This is a genomic window from Dankookia sp. GCM10030260, assembly GCF_042666655.1.
In the GTDB taxonomy this organism is placed as follows: domain Bacteria; phylum Pseudomonadota; class Alphaproteobacteria; order Acetobacterales; family Acetobacteraceae; genus Paracraurococcus.
Genome location: NZ_JBHTDE010000004.1, coordinates 38649 through 54921 on the forward strand (window position 1 = coordinate 38649; position 16273 = coordinate 54921).

The 16273-nt window shown below is 72.1% G+C and carries 12 protein-coding genes; 6 read left to right on the forward strand and 6 right to left on the reverse strand.

Annotation, left to right across the window (positions count from 1 at the left end; all coding sequences use genetic code 11):
* Positions 1-152: 152 nt before the first annotated feature.
* Positions 153-542 (forward strand): hypothetical protein, encoded by a 390-nt coding sequence (locus tag ACFQS7_RS15815; protein ID WP_380068066.1) that lies wholly within the window; start codon positions 153-155, stop codon positions 540-542.
* A gap of 161 nt (positions 543-703) precedes the next feature.
* Here ACFQS7_RS15815 and ACFQS7_RS15820 read toward each other — a convergent pair whose 3' ends face one another.
* From ACFQS7_RS15820 to ACFQS7_RS15830, 3 genes are all read right to left on the reverse strand, one after another.
* A complete protein-coding gene (locus ACFQS7_RS15820; protein ID WP_380068067.1) occupies positions 704-2071 on the reverse strand; it encodes an alpha/beta fold hydrolase in 1368 nt (455 codons plus the stop codon).
* 169 nt (positions 2072-2240) lie between these two features.
* Positions 2241-6341 (reverse strand): PAS-domain containing protein, encoded by a 4101-nt coding sequence (locus ACFQS7_RS15825; protein WP_380068068.1) that lies wholly within the window; start codon positions 6339-6341, stop codon positions 2241-2243.
* Positions 6342-6488: 147 nt separating this feature from the next.
* Positions 6489-7208, reverse strand: a complete 720-nt coding sequence (locus tag ACFQS7_RS15830) for a response regulator transcription factor (RefSeq protein ID WP_380068069.1) — start codon at positions 7206-7208, stop codon at positions 6489-6491.
* 299 nt (positions 7209-7507) lie between these two features.
* Between ACFQS7_RS15830 and ACFQS7_RS15835 the strand changes: the two genes are divergently transcribed.
* The 4 genes from ACFQS7_RS15835 to ACFQS7_RS15850 all read left to right on the forward strand — a co-directional run bounded on the left by ACFQS7_RS15835 (position 7508) and on the right by ACFQS7_RS15850 (position 10617).
* The gene (locus ACFQS7_RS15835) at positions 7508-8761 is read left to right on the forward strand and encodes a cation:proton antiporter (protein ID WP_380068070.1); all 1254 of its coding nucleotides are present in this window, start codon (positions 7508-7510) and stop codon (positions 8759-8761) included.
* Between the two features lie 87 nt (positions 8762-8848).
* Positions 8849-9457 carry an HdeD family acid-resistance protein gene (locus ACFQS7_RS15840; protein ID WP_380068071.1) on the forward strand — a complete coding sequence of 203 codons (609 nt, stop codon included), beginning with the start codon at positions 8849-8851 and terminating at the stop codon, positions 9455-9457.
* A 57-nt stretch (positions 9458-9514) separates the two neighbouring features.
* Complete coding sequence (locus ACFQS7_RS15845) at positions 9515-10096, forward strand: chromate transporter (protein WP_380068072.1); 582 nt, start codon at positions 9515-9517, stop codon at positions 10094-10096.
* The gene (locus ACFQS7_RS15850; protein WP_380068073.1) at positions 10093-10617 is read left to right on the forward strand and encodes a chromate transporter; all 525 of its coding nucleotides are present in this window, start codon (positions 10093-10095) and stop codon (positions 10615-10617) included. Before ACFQS7_RS15845 ends, ACFQS7_RS15850 begins: the two co-directional genes overlap by 4 nt.
* 146 nt (positions 10618-10763) lie before the next feature.
* Here ACFQS7_RS15850 and ACFQS7_RS15855 read toward each other — a convergent pair whose 3' ends face one another.
* From ACFQS7_RS15855 to ACFQS7_RS15865, 3 genes are all read right to left on the reverse strand, one after another.
* Positions 10764-12077 carry a CitMHS family transporter gene (locus ACFQS7_RS15855; RefSeq protein ID WP_380068074.1) on the reverse strand — a complete coding sequence of 438 codons (1314 nt, stop codon included), beginning with the start codon at positions 12075-12077 and terminating at the stop codon, positions 10764-10766.
* A 141-nt stretch (positions 12078-12218) separates the two neighbouring features.
* Complete coding sequence (locus ACFQS7_RS15860) at positions 12219-14276, reverse strand: TonB-dependent receptor family protein (protein WP_380068075.1); 2058 nt, start codon at positions 14274-14276, stop codon at positions 12219-12221.
* A gap of 55 nt (positions 14277-14331) precedes the next feature.
* Entirely contained in the window at positions 14332-14724 is a 393-nt protein-coding gene (locus ACFQS7_RS15865) for a DUF2946 family protein (RefSeq protein ID WP_380068076.1), read from the reverse strand.
* Positions 14725-14790: 66 nt separating this feature from the next.
* Between ACFQS7_RS15865 and ACFQS7_RS15870 the strand changes: the two genes are divergently transcribed.
* Entirely contained in the window at positions 14791-16221 is a 1431-nt protein-coding gene (locus tag ACFQS7_RS15870) for an FAD-binding oxidoreductase (protein WP_380068077.1), read from the forward strand.
* Positions 16222-16273: the final 52 nt, after the last annotated feature.

Here is a 16273-nt window from a genome sequence, read left to right on the forward strand (position 1 = left end):
ATATCAGTCATGCGACGCAACCGTGCTGGTGTCGGACTAGCTTTTCCCCACCGGCGGATTGCACTGGTTGCCATGGCGACGCGAAGCGCCGCGATGGTCATGCAAGTCATACCATCCGCAATCAAAACTTGGACGGCCTAGTGGAGGACACGATGGCTCGCAGCACCGCATTGGCTTCCCTTGCACTCATCGCCGGCCTTGCCGCGACCCCGGTGCTGGCCCAGGCCCCGAGCGACCTCGCCTACCGTCCCGCCCGGGCCGGAGATGTCCAGGGCGGCAACGTGGTCGGCGGCGGCGTCGCGACCATCAGCGGTGGCGGCGATGACGGGCTGATCACCTACAGCCGCGGCGGCGCCGGCGGCGGCGCCAGCTTCGACCGGCCCGGCCAGGCCGCCACCTTCGCCGGCAACCACGGCGACAAGCCGTTCTGGAGCTATGGCGCACCGGCCGAGACCAGCCCCGGCCGCGAAGCCTGGATGTTGGGCGGCGGCGACGACTCCGCCGTGACCTATCTCAACCCGGCGGGCAGCCGCCGGCCCTGAACGGGCATCGCCGATCGCCTCGACCGGGGCAGGATCCGTTCGGCTGGCGCGGGTCGAGCGGGTGTGCCGCCCCAGGATGACTGAGGACGCGGGCCGCGCGGCCGGCCGATGGATCGGGTCTGGGACGTGGTGCGCCCCAGGCCCGGGGCGGCTTGTCCGGGTCACGGCGGCGCGTGTTCCGGCCCGGCACCTGCAGCACCCTCCCTGGCGTTGCGGCCCCGGCGTTCCTCGGCGCCGATCCTCGGTTCCGTCAGCAAGGTCAGCCGCAACCGCGCAGGCTGGCCCATGACAAGATGCAGCGCGCCCGGCTGTGCCAGTACCCCGCCGCAACCATGCCGGGTGGTGCAGAGCCGGTCGCCCTCGACCCGCCAGCGCCATTGCGCCAGCGGCCGCGCGACCTGCCCCAGGGTCAGGTAGCCGAGCGTGCCGTCCTCGCCCCAGACCGCGAGGACGTTCACCGTCGGCTCCCATTCGAGGCCGCGCAGGCGCCGCCCGGCAAGCGCGGCCCGGATCTCCGCCCCATGCAGCCGGCGGCCATGCGGCACCAGCAGCGGCGCTTCCGCCCGCAGCGCGCGCAGCACCTGCTCGGGCGGCATGCCGGTGGTGCAGGCCTGCGCCACCTCGAAGCCACGGCTGATCGTCAGGTGGCGCGAGGCCGCCGCGCCGCGGCCGAGATCGGGCCGATCCTGGCCGGCGACCTGCGCCGCATGCACGGGCAGCCCGGCCCGCTGCGCCGCCGCCACCCAGGCGGTCCAGGCGGTGGCCGGCACCATGCGGTCCTGCCGGTCGCCGATGACGTAGATCTCGGCGCCCGGGCGGATGCCGCCGACGCTCTGCATGGGGTCGGCCAGCTCCGTGGCCCGCATGGTGTAGTCGTCCGGCAGCGAGCCGTCGGGCCGCCGGTAGTAAGCCGCGAGGTCGAGCGGCGCCGAGCCGATCACCGCGCAGGCGATGTCGTCGCGCCGCGCCAGCAGGTTGGCGACCACCGCCCCGCCGGAGGAGAAGCCGATCAGCACCAGCTCCTCGATGCCGAAGCGGCGGCGCAGCGCGGTCAGCGCGGCATCGACCAGCCCGACCTCGGCCGTGGTGTGCCGGTCGCGCGCATGCTCGCCGGAGGAACCCCGCATGCCCGGGCGGCCAAGCACCAGCACCGGCATGCCGCCGAGCGCCGCGCTGCGGGCCCGCGCCGAGGCATGCCGCGCGGCGTCCGACAGTTCGTAGGCCTGGCTCACCTCCTCGACTTCCGGCCGGCCGCCTGTGGTGCGGTAGGCGGCGCCGCCGGCATCGCCGGGCACGTAGACGATCGCCCGCCGCGCCGGCCGGTCCAGCCCGCCGGCGACGCGCAGGCATTCCGCCCGGTCGCCGCTCCGGACCCAGAGCCCATCCGGCAGCGCCAGGCAGGCCGGCTCCGAGGCAGTGGCACCGGAGATCAGGCCTTCCCGTGTCGCGGTGTCGGCGGAGAAGCCAGGGGTGGGGGCGGTCGATGCGACGGGGCCGGCGCAGCCGCCGAGCCATGCCAGCAGGAGCACCACGACACGCCACCGGGGCGTGGCCAGGAAGAGGGGCAAGGCTCACCTCTGCTTCGCGGCGCGGCCGGTGCGCGCCGGGCCGCGGTCGCCACGACATCGATCGATATCAAAGCATGATGGCACGGATCCGCGGCGCCGAGCCGCAATCCGGCGTCATTGCATGCAGGCATCACGGCCGGGCCATCACCGCGGCGATCGCCTGGCGCAGCCGTTCGGTCTGCAGCGGCTTGGACTCGAACCGGTCCATCCCCGCCGCCCGGCATTCCTCCGCGGTCTCGGCGGAGGCATGCGCGGTCACCGCGATGATCGGCACCCGCGCCGTCGCATCCGGCAGGGCGCGGATCGCCCGGGTGGCGGCGATGCCGTCCATGCCCGGCATCATGATGTCCATCAGCACCAGGTCGAAGGCCCGGGCCTGCACCGCGGCGACCGCCGCGGCGCCGTCCTCCACCGCCTCCGCCTCATGCCCCAGGCGGCGCAGCAGGGCCAGCGCCACCGCCCGGTTGGCGGCGAGGTCCTCCGCCACCAGCACCCGCAGGGCGGCGGTCGGCGGGGCGCCGTCGGGCGGGGCGGTGTCCGCCGGGGCGGGCAGGGCCGCCGGCGCATGGCGCAGCGGCAACTCCACCCGGAAGCGGCTGCCCCCGCCGGCGACCCGTTCGAGCGCGATGCCGCCGCCCATGCTCTCCAGCAGCAGGCGGCTGACCGCGAGGCCGAGGCCGAGGCCGCCGAAGCGCCGTGCGGTCGAGCTGTCGGCCTGGGCGAAGGGCTCGAACAGCCGTGCCTCGGCTTCCGGCGTGATGCCGATGCCGGTATCGGTGATGCAGATGCCGAGTCGCCAGCCCTCGGTCTCCGCGGCGACCATCGTGGCGTCCAGGGTGATGCTGCCGGCCTCGGTGAATTTCACCGCGTTGTCGAGCAGCTTGAACAGCACCTGGCGCAGCCGCTCCTCGTCGCCCAGCGCCGCCGCCGGCAGCGCCGGGTCGAGCTCGAGCGCGAAGGCCAGCCCCTTGGCGGCGGCCCGCGGCGCGATGAGCGCCGCCATGGCGCGGAGCGTCGCGGGCGGCGCGAAGGCGGCCTCCCGCAGCACCACGCGGCCGCGTTCCAGTCGCGAGACATCGAGGATGTCGTCCACCAGGCCGAGCAGCTGGCGGCCGGATTCGCGCACCGTCTCCAGGTCCGCCACCTGGTCGGCGCGCGGCCGGTGCAGCAGCAGCACCTCCGACAGGCCGATCACCGCATTCAGCGGGGTGCGCAATTCGTGGCTGACGATGGCGAGGAATTCGGTCCGGCTGCGCAGCGCCGCCTCGGCCGCCAGCCGCGCGGTCTCCTGCGCCCGCAGCGCGGCGTGCCGTTCGGTCACGTCGGTATAGGTGCGGATGGTGCGGCCATCCGGCATGCTGCGCGACCGTACCTCCATCATCCGGCCGTCCGGCAGCCGGCGTTCGTAGCGGTCCAGCCCGGGCTGCGGCCCCTGCAGCGCCGCCTTGGCCTCGTCCTGCAGCACCGGCTGGCCGGCAAGGTCGCCGCGGTCGAGCTGGAGCTGCAGGATGTCGCGCGCCTCCGCGCCGGGCTGCGCCAGCGCCGGCGGCAGGCCCAGCAGGTCCACCGCGACGCCGTTGATGAACTGCACGCGCCGGTCCTCGCCCACCAGCAGGATGCCGAGCGGGGCATTCTCGAAGGCGGCGGCCAGGGCTGCCTGGGCGGCCTCCGCCTGGTCGCGCGCCGCGGCCTCGGCCTGCAGCGCCAGGTGGCGGGCGGTGACGTCGGTGAAGGTGCGGATGACCCGCCCATCCTCCAGATGCGTGGTGCGCACGTCGATGACGCGGCCGTCGCGCAGCCGCCGTTCATACGGCGGCATCGGCGGCTCCGGCCCGTCCAGCGCCGCGCCGGCGGCGTCGGCGATCGCCGGGCTGGCGACAAAATCACCGCGTTCCAGCTGGAAGGCCAGGATGTCGCGCACCGCGACCCCCGGCCTGGCGAGCGCCGGCGGCAGGTCGACCAGGTCGGCGGCGATGGCATTGATGACCTGCACGTGCCGGTCGGCGCCGATCAGCAGCACGCCATGCGGCACGTTCTGGAAGGCGGCGGCAAGCGCCGCCTGGGCGGCCTCGGCCTGGTCGCGCGCCGCCTCCTGCGTCCGCAGCGCGGCGTTGTGCGCGGTGACGTCGGTATAGGTGCGGATGAAGCGGCCATCGGCCAGGAAGGTGGTGCGCACCTCCATGTCCCGGCCGCGCCGGTTGGTCCGCTGGAAGGTCGGGATCGCCATCGAGCGGTCGAGGATGGCGGCCCAGGACCGGGCGACCAGCGGCTCCTCGGCGGCGATCTCGCCCAGCTCCACCTGCAGCTGCAGCAGGTCGGCGACCTTGGCGCCGGGCCTGGCCGCCTCGGCCGGCAGCCCGGTGAGCTCGACCGCCGTCGGATTCATGATCTGGACGCGGTTGTCGGCGCCGACCAGCAGCACCCCGTGCGGCACATTCTCCAGCGCCGCGGTCAGCGCCGCCTCGGCCGCCTGGGCCTGGTCGCGCGCCGCCTCCTGCGCCCGCAGCGCGGCATGGTGCGCGGTGACGTCGGTATAGGTGCGGATGAAGCGCCCATCGGCGAGGAAGTTTGAGCGCACCTCGATCACCCGGCCGTCCGGCTTGACCCGCTGGTAGGTCCGGCCGTCCTGCGCCTGGGCGCGCATCGCCAGCCAGGCTTCGGGGATCGAGCCGGCGATCGGCGCGATCTCGCCCACCGCGACCTGATGGGCGATGAGCTCGGCGATCGGGGTGCCCGGCCGGGCCAGACCGGCCGGCACGCCCGCCAGGTCCACCGCGGCCTGATTGCAGAGCAGGATGCGGTCGTCCGGCCCGATCAGCATCACCCCATGCGGCACGTTCTCCAGCGCCGCCGCCAGCGCCGCCTCGGCCGCCAGCGCCTGGTCGCGCGCCGCGGCGACGGCGGCGGCGGCGCGGCGCGCCGCGGTGACGTCGGTGAAGGTCCGCACATGGCTGCCATCCCCGACATGCGCGGTGCGGATCTCGAGCACGCTGCCGTCCGGCCGGCTGCGCAGGGTCACCACCGGCCGCCGGTCCGGGCCGCCGAGGCTGTCGACATGGGTCATCGGCGCCGGGCCGCCGCCGAATTCGCCGGTCGCTTCCTGCCAGGCGACGATCTCGCGGACCGGCCGCCCCGGCACGGCGAGGCCCGGCGGCAGGCCGAGCATCTCCTCCACCCGCCGGTTCATCACCGCCAGCCGGTGCGCCGGGTCGATCATCATGATGCCCTGGCCGACATGGGCGATGACGGCTTCGAGCTGCGCCCGCGAGCGGCGCTCGCGGCGGCGGACATGCCTCGCGGCCAGCCAGACGGCGGCGATCAGCAGGGTCAGGAAGCCGCCGGTGACGAGGAGCTTGGCGCGTTCCCGGCGGGGGGCGGCCAGGACGGTATCGGCCGCCGTGCCGACGGTGACGACCAGCGGCAGGCCCGCCACCCGGCGGACGGTGAAGAAGCGGTCGACGCCGTCGATCGCGCTGATCTGGCGCATGCCGGTTTCGGTCGCGCCGGCACGGATCGCGGCGATGCTCTCGTCCGACACCCGGGCGCCGAGCAGGGTGTTGCCTCCCTTGTCCGTTTCGGGAACGCGGACACGGACGATGCCGTCCAGCCCGGTCAGCCCGACCATGCTGTCGCGCAGGTCGAGCCGGCGGTAGAGCCGGGCGAAGCCGTCACCATCGACCGCCACCATGATGATGCCGACGAAGCCGCCGGCGGCGTCGCGCAGCGGACGGGCGATGTCGATGCTCGGCCGGCCGGTGACGCGGCCGGTCAGCGGCGGGCTGATCTCCAGCCGGTCGTACGAGGGATCGGCCAGGATGGCGGCGATGTAGTCCCGGTCGCGCAGGTCGACCGGCGCCGGCGGCACGCCGTCGAGATTGACGCGGACCAAGCCGTCGGGACCGACGATCGCCGCATCGATGATGTCGGCTTCGGGATCGATGCGGATCCAGTCCGGCACCGCGAAGGCGGCGGGGTCCCTGGCATGCAGCGCGCTGCCGTAGCGCAGGATGGTCTCGATGGTGCGGAGCCGGCCGGCGACCTCGGCCTCCAAGGTGCGGGCGAGGGTGGCGGTGGCCTGCCACGCCGTATCGCTCGCGCGACGGAATTCGGCGCGGATGCCAAGGCCCACCAGCAGCCAGACCAACGCGACCAGGCCGAGCCCGAGGGCCAGGCCGGCCCGGTCCATCCAGTGCGCCGGCCGGCCGGCCTGAACTTCCGCGTCAGCGTGCAAACCCTGTCTCCGGACATGACAGGCCGGCGGGTCGGGGTTTCCCCCGGGGGATGCCGCCCCATCAGGCTACCGAAGGCAGGCTGTATCACGAAGTCGTCAAAGGCACCTAACCGGAACGGCGGGGGAGGCAGCCCCCCGCCTGCCGGGTCAGGCGGCCAGGCGCTCGGGGACCCGCGGCTCCAGCCGGTAGGCGCCGCGGTCGGTCAGCAGCAGCTGCGGGTTGGCCGGGTCGGATTCCATCTTCTGCCGCAGGCGGTAGATATGGGTCTCCAGCGTGTGGGTGGTCACCCCGCTGTTGAACCCCCAGACATCGGCCAGCAGCGTCGCCCGGTTCACCGGGGCGGCATTGGCCCGCAGCAGGTATTTCAGGATCCGGCATTCCTTGTCGGTCAGCCGGACCTTGCGGTTCTTTGCCGGGTCGAGCAGCAGCCGGACCGCCGGGCGGAACAGGTAGTGGCCGATGGTGAAGCTGGCGTCTTCCGAGTTGTCGAAGACCCGCAGCTGGGCGCGCAGCCGGGCGAGCAGTTCCGGCAGGCGGAAGGGCTTGGCGATGTAGTCGTTGGCGCCGCTGTCGAGGCCACGGACGACATCGGATTCGGCATCCGCGCCGGTCAGCATGATGACCGGCATCCTGCGGCCGTCGCGCCGCAACCGGGCGCAGAATTCGCGGCCATCGGCGTCCGGCAGGCCGACATCAAGCAGGATTGCATCGTAACGACAATCAACGTCCGCCAGCTTTGTTTCGGCCTCGGCGGCGCTGCATGCCTCCGCCGCGATGAACTCGCCTTCCAGGGCAATCTGTTCGGCCAGGGTCGCACGCAGATCGGCGTCGTCCTCGATGATCAGGATGGGACGGGCGAGGGTCATGGGGGGTTGGCTCCTTCGTTTCGCGTTCCGAGATGGCGCGGCTCTGACGCTAAAAATCAGCACCGTTGCTCAACCTGTGAGATTGGATACGCGATTTTGTGTGCGATGCGCCAAGGAATAATCCGCGTTCGGCGAACACGTTGATGTGCGGATGAGCACACCCCGTTCGCTTCGACATGTGAAGTATCCGCCCTGCCTGCGGAGCCGCGATGGCAGCAAAGCGGCGAAGTCGCGGCAATGACCGTTTGGGCCGCGCTGGCGTTACGCCTGGACCCCCGCACCGGATGCACGCCCAAAAAATGGATCCCTATATCGTTCTGCTCGCCGGCACCGGCGCGCTGATACTGCTCGTCGCCTGGCTGCCAATGGTCCTGAAGGAGCTGCCGCTCTCGCTGCCGATGTTCTGCGTCGGCTTCGGCTTCGCCGCCTTCGGCCTCTCGACCGGGGATACCCCGCACCCGCTGGCCTACCCGGCGGTGACCGAACGCCTGACCGAACTGGTCGTCATCGTCGCCCTCGCCGGGGCCGGGCTGAAGATTGACCGGCCGCTCGGCCTGCGGTCCTGGTCGATGACCTGGCGGCTGCTCGGCATCGCCATGCCGCTGTCGATCGCCGGCATCGCGCTCGTCGCCCATTGGCTGCTCGGGCTCGGCGCGGCGGCGGCGCTGCTGCTGGGGGCGGCGCTCGCCCCGACCGACCCGGTGCTGGCCTCCGACATCCAGGTCGGCCCGCCGCGCTCGGGCGAGGAGGACGAGGTCCGCTTCACCCTGACCGCCGAGGCCGGGCTGAACGACGGGCTGGCCTTTCCCTTCGTCCACCTGGCCATCTTCCTGGCGCTGAACGACGCGCTGGCGGGCGACTGGGTCTGGGAATGGGTGGCGCTGGACGTGGTCTGGAAGCTCGGCGCCGGCATCGGCGCCGGCTGGGCGGTCGGCGCGGCGCTCGGTTGGCTGTCCTTCCACATGCCGAACCGCGCCCGGCTGTCCCGCACGGGGGATGGGTTCGTGGCGCTCGGCGTCACCTTCCTCGCCTATGGGGTGACCGAGCTGCTGCACGGCTACGGCTTCGTCGCGGTCTTCGTCGCCGCCCTGGCGCTGCGGTCGGCCGAACGTCACAGCCGCTACCACGACCAGTTGCACGATTTCGCCGAGCAGACCGAGCGGTTGCTGATGATGGTGCTGCTGGTGCTGTTCGGCGGCGCCCTGGCCGGCGGGCTGCTCGACCCGCTGGACTGGTGGGGCGGGCTGGCGGTGGTGGCCTTCCTCTTCGTGGTGCGGCCGCTGGCCGGCTGGGTCTCGCTGCTCGGCGCCCCGGCGCCGCGGGAGGAGCGGGCGGCGATCGCCTTCTTCGGCATCCGCGGGCTGGGCAGCTTCTACTACCTGGCCTTCGCGCTGAACCAGGCGCCCTTCGGCCATGGCGCGCAGCTCTGGGCGGTGCTGGGGCTGACGGTGCTGGTCTCCATCGCCCTGCACGGGGTGACGGTGACGCCGTGGATGCGGCTGCTGGACGCGAAGCGGCGGGTGCAGGGGGTGCTGCCCTTCGGCCGCGGCTGAGCCGCGCACGGGACCGTCAGGCGCGAATGCTTGGCGGCCCGGCGGCGGCGTGGCTAGCTGGTGCCGAAGCGAAAAGGAGATTTCGGCATGTCCGGCACCCAACCGAGCCTCCCCGGGCTGGGGCCCACCCTGACCGGCCACTTCCCGCTGGTCCGCCTGATGGCGCGCGGCTGGTGGGTCTTCGTCCTGCGCGGGGTGGTCGCCATCCTGTTCGGCCTGATCGCCTTCATGGCGCCGGGGCTCGGGCTCGCCTTCATCCTCGGCATGCTGGCGGCCTGGATGGCGATCGACGGCGTGTCGACGCTGTACCAGGCGGTGAAGGGCCCGCCGGAACGCCACGGCGTCTGGTTCTGGCTGGACGGTATCGTCTCGCTCGCCGCCGCCGGCATCCTGCTGTTCGCGCCGGGACTGTCGGCGCTCACGCTGGTTTATGTCGCCAGCTTCTGGAGCATCGCGATCGGCGTGTTCCGGCTGATCATGGCCTTCCGGCTCGGCAGCATCATCATGGGGCTGTTTGGCGCCATCACGGTGTTCTTCGGCGTCTGGCTGCTGCTGAACCCGGGGCCGGGGCTGGTCGCGCTGATCTGGATCGTCGGCATCGAGGCGATGGTGGCCGGCGCGCTGATGATCGGCCTCGGCTGGCGGCTGCGGCGGGTGGCGAACGACCCGCACGGGCCGGCGGCGGGGCGGGGCTGAGGCGTTGCCGCCGGGGGGCTTTCCGGCGAGCATGCGCCCGTCCCGGAGAGCGCCACTTTGCCTGAAGCACCACCGCCCACGCTTGTCCCCACGCGCCGTGACCTCTTCCTCGGCTACCTGAAGATCGGGATGTTCGGCTTCGGCGGCGTCGCCGCCTGGGCCCGCCGCGTGATCGTCGAGGAACGCCGCTGGCTGACCGAGCGCGAATATGCCGAGGTGCTCGGCCTCGGCCAGGTGCTGCCGGGGCCCAATGTGGGTAATGCGGCGGTGATGATCGGCCGGCGCTTCCATGGCCTGCCGGGCGCGCTGCTGGCGACCGCCGGCATCTACTTCGCGCCGTTGATCATCCTGATCGGGCTTTGCCTGCTCTATGACCGCTATGGCCAGCTGCCTGCGGTGGCGCCGGTGATGGCGGGGATCGCCGCCGCCGCGGCCGGGATGGTGATCGGCACCGCGGCCAAGATGGTGCAGAAATTGAAGCTGGCGCCGGAGGCGATCGTCCTGTTGCTGCTGGCCGCCTTCGCCGCCGCCTGGCTGCGGCTGCCGCTGCCGGTCATCGTGCTGGCGCTGGCGCCGATCTCGATCGCCGCCTCGCTCTGGCGGGCCGGGCTGATCCTGCGCAGCGAGTCGGCGCGATGACCCTGCTGCTGCAAATCCTGGTCACCTTCTCCGTCCTGTCGCTGGTCGCGGTGGGCGGGGCGAATGCCGTGCTGCCGGAGATGCACCGCCAGCTGGTGGACCTCCACGGCTGGCTGGACGATGCGACCTTCTCCCAGCTGTATGCGCTGGCGCAGGCGGCGCCGGGGCCGAACATCCTGGTGGCCAGCGTGATGGGTTGGCGGATCGGCGGCTGGGGCGGCATGGCGATGGCCACCCTGGGCATGCTGCTGCCGGCCGCGGTGCTGGCCTGGATCATGGCCGGGCTGGTGCACCGGCTGCGTGGCGCGCCCTGGCTGAAGCCGGCGCAGGGCGGGCTGGTGCCGGTCGCGGTCGGGCTGCTGCTGGCGGCCGGGCTGGTGATGGCCGAGGCGTCGAGCCAGTTCGGCCTGCTGCCGCTGGTGGTGGTGGTGGTGTCGAGCGTCTTCGTCTGGCGGACGAATTACAGCCCGTTGTGGGTGCTGGTGGGTGGCGGGGTGCTGGGGTCGATCCTGCTGCGGTAGAGCAGCAAGGTCGGGGAGGGAAATCTATTCCCTCCCCCAAGCCCCACCCTTCCTTTTTGTGAGTCTGGCACTCGCCGCGCGGCAGGTGCCAACCCACAAAAATAGAGGTGGGCCCAGGGAGGATACGTTCTCCCTGGCCTTGCCGTTCAGAACAGCGGAATCACCCCGATCAGCACCCCCACCCCCAGCATCACCGCCGCCATGCCCAGTGCCCAGGGCAGCGTGAAGCGCTGGTGCGCGCCGAAGTCGATCTCGCACAGCCCGACCAGGAGGTAGGTCGAGGCCACCAGCGGGCTCAGCAGGTGGACCTGCTGGCCGACGAGGGAAGCGCGGCCGATCGCCTCGGCGCTGTGGCCATAGGCCGCGCCGGCCTCGGCCAGGATCGGCAGGATGCCGAAGTAGAAGGCATCGTTCGAGATCAGGAAGGTGAAGGGCAGGCTGACCAGCGCGGTGATCAGCGGGATCAAGGCGCCGCCGCCCTCCGGGATGATGGCGGTGACGCTCTTCGCCATGGCATCCACCATGCCGGTGCCGGACAGGATTCCGGTGAAGACGCCGGCGGCGAAGATGAGCGAGACGACGGCCAGCACGTTGGGCGCATGCGCGGCGATCCGCTGCTTCTGCTCCGCCAGGTTCGGGTAGTTGATCGCCGTGGCGATGGCGAAGCCGATCATGAAGAGGATCGGCAGCGGCAGCACGCCGAGCAGCAGGCAGGTCATCAGCGCGATGGTCAGCCCGAGGTTCACGTAGAGCAGATGTGGGCGTCGCTCCGGCGGCGGCGGCGCTACCGTGTCGACCGTGCCACCGAGCGGGGTGGCGATGTCGTCCAGCCCGGACAGGGCGACCACGCCGATCCGCGCGCGTTCCCGCCGGCCCAGCACCCAGGCGACGAAGATGGCGAAGCAGAAGCAGGCGACCATGGTCGGGATGAGCGGCACGAACAACGTGTTGACGTCGACATGCAGCGCGCTCGCGGCGCGCGCGGTGGGCCCGCCCCAGGGCGTCAGGTTCATGTTGCCGGCCGCCAGCATGATGACGCAGGCGGCGTACAACGGGTTCATCCCGAGCCGGCGGAACAGCGGCAGCATCGCCGTTGTCGTGATGATGTAGGAGGTCGAGCTGTCGCCATCGAGCGAGACGATCGAGGCCAGCACCGTGGTGCCGATCATGATCCGCACCGGGTCGCCCTTGACCAGCCGCAGCACGGTGCGCGCCACCGGGTCGAACAGCCCGGCATCGATCATGATGCCGAAATAGAGGATGGCGAACAGCAGCAGCACGCCGGTCGGCGCCAGGTTGCGGATGCCGGCGATCATCATCGGCCCCATGGTGCCGGCGAAGCCGCCGATCAGGGCGAAGACGATCGGCACCAGGATCAGCGCCAGCAGCGCCGAAAGCCGGTCCGTCATGATCAGCACCATGAAGACCAGCACCATGCCATAGGCCAGCAGTGTCAGCATGCACCCCCCCCCTGGCCGCCGCCATGCGATGGGACCGCAGGGCGGCCAGGCGGGGCATTGCCCAAGGGGTCCGGCGCAACGACCGGCCCCAGGCCTTTGCCTAGCGACCGCCGCCGGATGCCACAAGGTGCCGCGGCGCCGTCAGAACGCGATCCGCGTTCCCAGGTAGATGCTCCGCCCCTCGCCGGGATAGAAGACCGCGGTCGAGACCTGGCTGGCATTGGTGATGGTGCTGAGGTCCGAGACGTAGCGCTTGTTGGTCAGGTTGCGCGCGTCGAGGAAGACCGAGACGCCGGGCCCGACCGTCACCCCCGCTTCCAGCCCCAGCTTGACGTAGCTGTTGGCCCGCAGCGTGTTGGCATAGTCCGCCCAGGCGCCCTGCGGCACCCAGTCGAGGTTCGGCCGGAGGAAGAAGCGCTCGGGCTGCGCGTAGGTGAGGGTGGTCCGCAGCACATGCGGCGGCAGGCCGGCGATGCGGTTGTCGCCATATTGCCGGTCGGCGCGGAAGCGGAAGTCGTTGTAGGTCCAGACCTGGCCGAGGGTCAGCCGGTCGGCGGCCGTCAGCAGCCCCTGCCACAGGTCGTAGCGCCCGGCGAATTCGACGCCCTGGTTCACCGTGGTGCCGGCATTGAAGGTATTGGCCGGGATGGACGGATCGACGGTGAACTGCAGCAGCTGGCCGCGCAGGTTGCTGCGGAACAGCGTCAGGTCCCAGCCGCCACGGTCGGTGCGGCCGCGGGTGCCGACTTCCATCGTCCAGGCCCGCTGCGCCTGCATCGGCACCCAGACCGGGCGGTTGTTGACCGTCTGCAGCTGGTCGGAGAAGTCGGGCACGTCCTGGCTGCGGCTGACATTGCCGAAGACCTGGACCTCCGGCCGCGGCTGCCACAGCAGGCCGAGCTTCGGGTTGAAGCCGTCATAGATGCGGCTGTACTGCTGGTTCGTCAGCCTGTTCTCGTAGTCGCGCTCGTTGCGCAGCGCCTTGGCGCCGGCGACCAGCGCGACGTCCGGCAGGACCCAGAGCCGGTTCTCCAGATAGGCCTCGTAGTTGGTCGCCCGCTGCACGCCGCTGGCGGTCTGCGCGCCGCGCGAGCCGCGGTTGTTGACGTATTGCAGCGCGTCGTTGCTGCCGGCGAAGTAGCGCCCGCCGACGACGAGGTCGTTGCGCAGCCCGCCGACCAGGAAGCCGCTGGTCCAGCGCGGCGCGACGCCCCAGGTCAGCCCGTCCTGGTCGATCACCTGGAAGATCGGGTGGTACAGCGACTTGTGGATGACCCAGCTGTCCACGTCGATCTGCCCCGCCTCCAGCCGCACCGTGGTGCGGTTGGCGAAGCGCTGCGACTGCACGTTGCGCGCCTGGTTGCCGGCCAGCGCCGCCGCGCTGGCCATGCGCGGGGTGTTCAGCGCCTGCGACAGCGTCAGCGCCCCGGGCAACAGCTGCCTTGTGTCGTAGATGCCGACATAGAAGCGCGTCTCGACATTGTCCGAGATGCGGTAGCCGGCATTGCCGTTGAATTGGTCGTAGCTGCCGCGGCTGTGCCGGCGCCAGCCATCGGTCGAAAAGTGGGAGAAATTGGCCAGCGCATCGGCGTCGCCGAACATCCGCGACACCTGGCCGGAGAGCCGCCAGCTGCCCCAGACGCCGGCCTCGGCGCGCAGGATGTTCGCCGCTTCCGCGGTCTGCGCGGTGGGGGTGACGAAATTGATCGCGCCGCCCAGCGTCGAGGCGCCGTAGGCCAGCGCATTGGCGCCGGGGAAGACCGACACGCTGCGCAGCGCCAGCGGGTCGATCTGGTAGAAATCGCCGCTGCCGTCGGCCAGGTTCACCGGGATGCCGTCCTGCAGCAGCTCGACGCCGCGCAGATGGAAGCCGCGGGCGATGCCGGAGCCGCGGACCGAAAGCCGCAACTCCTGCCCGTAGCGGTCCTGGACGAAGACGCCGGGCGTCTCGGCCAGCACGTCGCGCAGGGTGAAGGCACGGCGGTTGCGGAATTCCTCCGCCTCGACGAAGCGGGCGGCGGCGGGGGTGAGCTCCACCTGCTTCCGCTGCTGCTCGACCGAGGGGACGGTGAGCGAGCCGGGCGCCCGGCCGATCACGGTCAGATCCGGCAGGGTGGCGACCGGCGCCTGGGCGAGGGCAGTGGCCGGCAACAGGGCAATGAGGAACGCCGCGCCCGGGGCGCGGAGGTGAACTGGCATGGCGATCTCCTGACGACGGAAAGCCACGCCGCGGCGCGGCGTGGCAGGCGTGGCGTCAGGCGACGGGGGGCGCGCGCGGCTGTTGCGGCGGCGCCCGGGCGGGCGAGGGCGGCAGGCCGGCGGCACGTGGCGCGAGGCCGGCGGCGAAGTAGCGCAGGGCAGCTGCGCCGGCCGCCGGCGCCGCCGGCCCCGGCGCGGCGCTGCCGGGGCAGAGCGGGCAGCTGTCATGCGCGTGCTGCTCGGGCGCCTGGGGCTGGCCGTCCTCGCCGATCACCAGGGTGCGGATGCCGTCGGCCGAGCAGATCTCGACCGCATGGCCAGCCGCGGTCGCGGCCAGCGGCGCCAGGCAATGCGCGAAGGCGGTCCCCCACTGCAGCGACAGCAGCAGGGTGAGCAGCAACCGGAGGGCTGGCGCGCGGCGGACCATGCCGGGGCTATGCCGGATCACGCCTTGCCTGTCACGCCGGCCGCGATGGCAATTGACCGGCGCCGGCATCCGCAGGACTGTCCGGCCATGCCCGACGACCAGCTACTTCCCTCCGCCCTGCTCGACCGCCTCGGCGCCCTGCTCGGGCCGCGCGGCCTGCTCACCGATCCCGCCGACCTCGAGCCGCACCTGGCCGACTGGCGCGCGCTCTATCGCGGCCGGACGCCCTGCGTGGTCCGGCCCGGCTCGGTCGAGGACCTGGCCGCGGCGGTCAGGCTCTGCGCCGCGGCCGGGGCGCCGCTGGTCCCCCAGGGCGGCAATACCTCGATGGTCGGCGGCGCCACGCCGGACGAGGGCGGCCGGCAGGTCGTCGTCTCGCTCGCCCGGCTCAACCGGGTCCGCGACATCGATGCGCTCGACATGACCATGACCGCCGAGGCCGGCCTGGTGCTGAAGGCGGCGCAGGATGCCGCAGCCGGCGTCGGCTGCCTCTTCCCGCTCTCGCTCGGGGCCGAGGGGACCGCGACCATCGGCGGCGTGCTGTCCACCAATGCCGGCGGCAACACCACGGTGCGCTACGGCAATGCCCGCGACCTGATGCTGGGGCTCGAGGTAGTGCTGCCGGACGGCCAGGTCTGGAACGGCCTGCGGCGGCTCAGGAAGGACAATACCGGCTACGCGCTGCGGCACCTTTTCGTCGGTGCCGAGGGGACCTTGGGCTTCATCACCGCCGCGGTCCTGCGGCTCTTCCCCCGCCCGCGCGAATCCGAGGTCGCCTTCTGCGGCGTGCGCGACGAGGATGCGGCACTTTCGCTGTTCCGCCGCTTCCGCGACCGCGACGAAGGCGCGGTGCGCGCCTTCGAGTACATGTCGGGCGCGGGCGTCGGCTTCTACGCGAAGCATATCGAGGGCGGCAGCGTGCCGCTGCCCGGCCATGCGCACTACGTCCTGGTCGACCTCGCCTCCTCCCGGCCCGATGCCGGCCTCCGCGCCCTGCTGGAGGCGGTGCTGGAGGAGGCGATGGAGGCGGGCGAGGTGCTCGACGCCGCGATCGGCGAGAGCGAGGCGCAGCGCGCCGCACTCTGGCGCATCCGCGAGGAGCACCCCGAGGCGCAGAAGCGCGAGGGGGCCAGCGTGAAGAACGACGTCTCGGTCCCCGTGTCCAGGACCCCGGAGCTGATCCGCCGGTCCTCGGAGGCCTGCGCCCGGCTGATCCCCGGCATCCGCCCGGTGCCCTTCGGCCACCTCGGCGACGGCAACATCCACATGAACCTGGAACAGCCCATCGGCATGGACGCGGCCGCGTTCCTCGCCCGCAGCCACGACATCATGGACACGGTGAACGACGTCGTCCGCGACCTCGGCGGCAGCTTCTCCGCCGAGCACGGGATCGGGCGGCTGAAGACCGACATGATGGCGGACTGGCGCGGCGGGGCGGAGCTCGACCTGATGCAGCGCATCAAGCGGGCGGTGGACCCGCAGGGGCTGATGAACCCGGGCAAGGTGCTGCCGGGCTGAGCCGGGCGCGCCGGTCACGCCTGTGTGGGGCGTGGCCGGCGCGCTGGCCTGC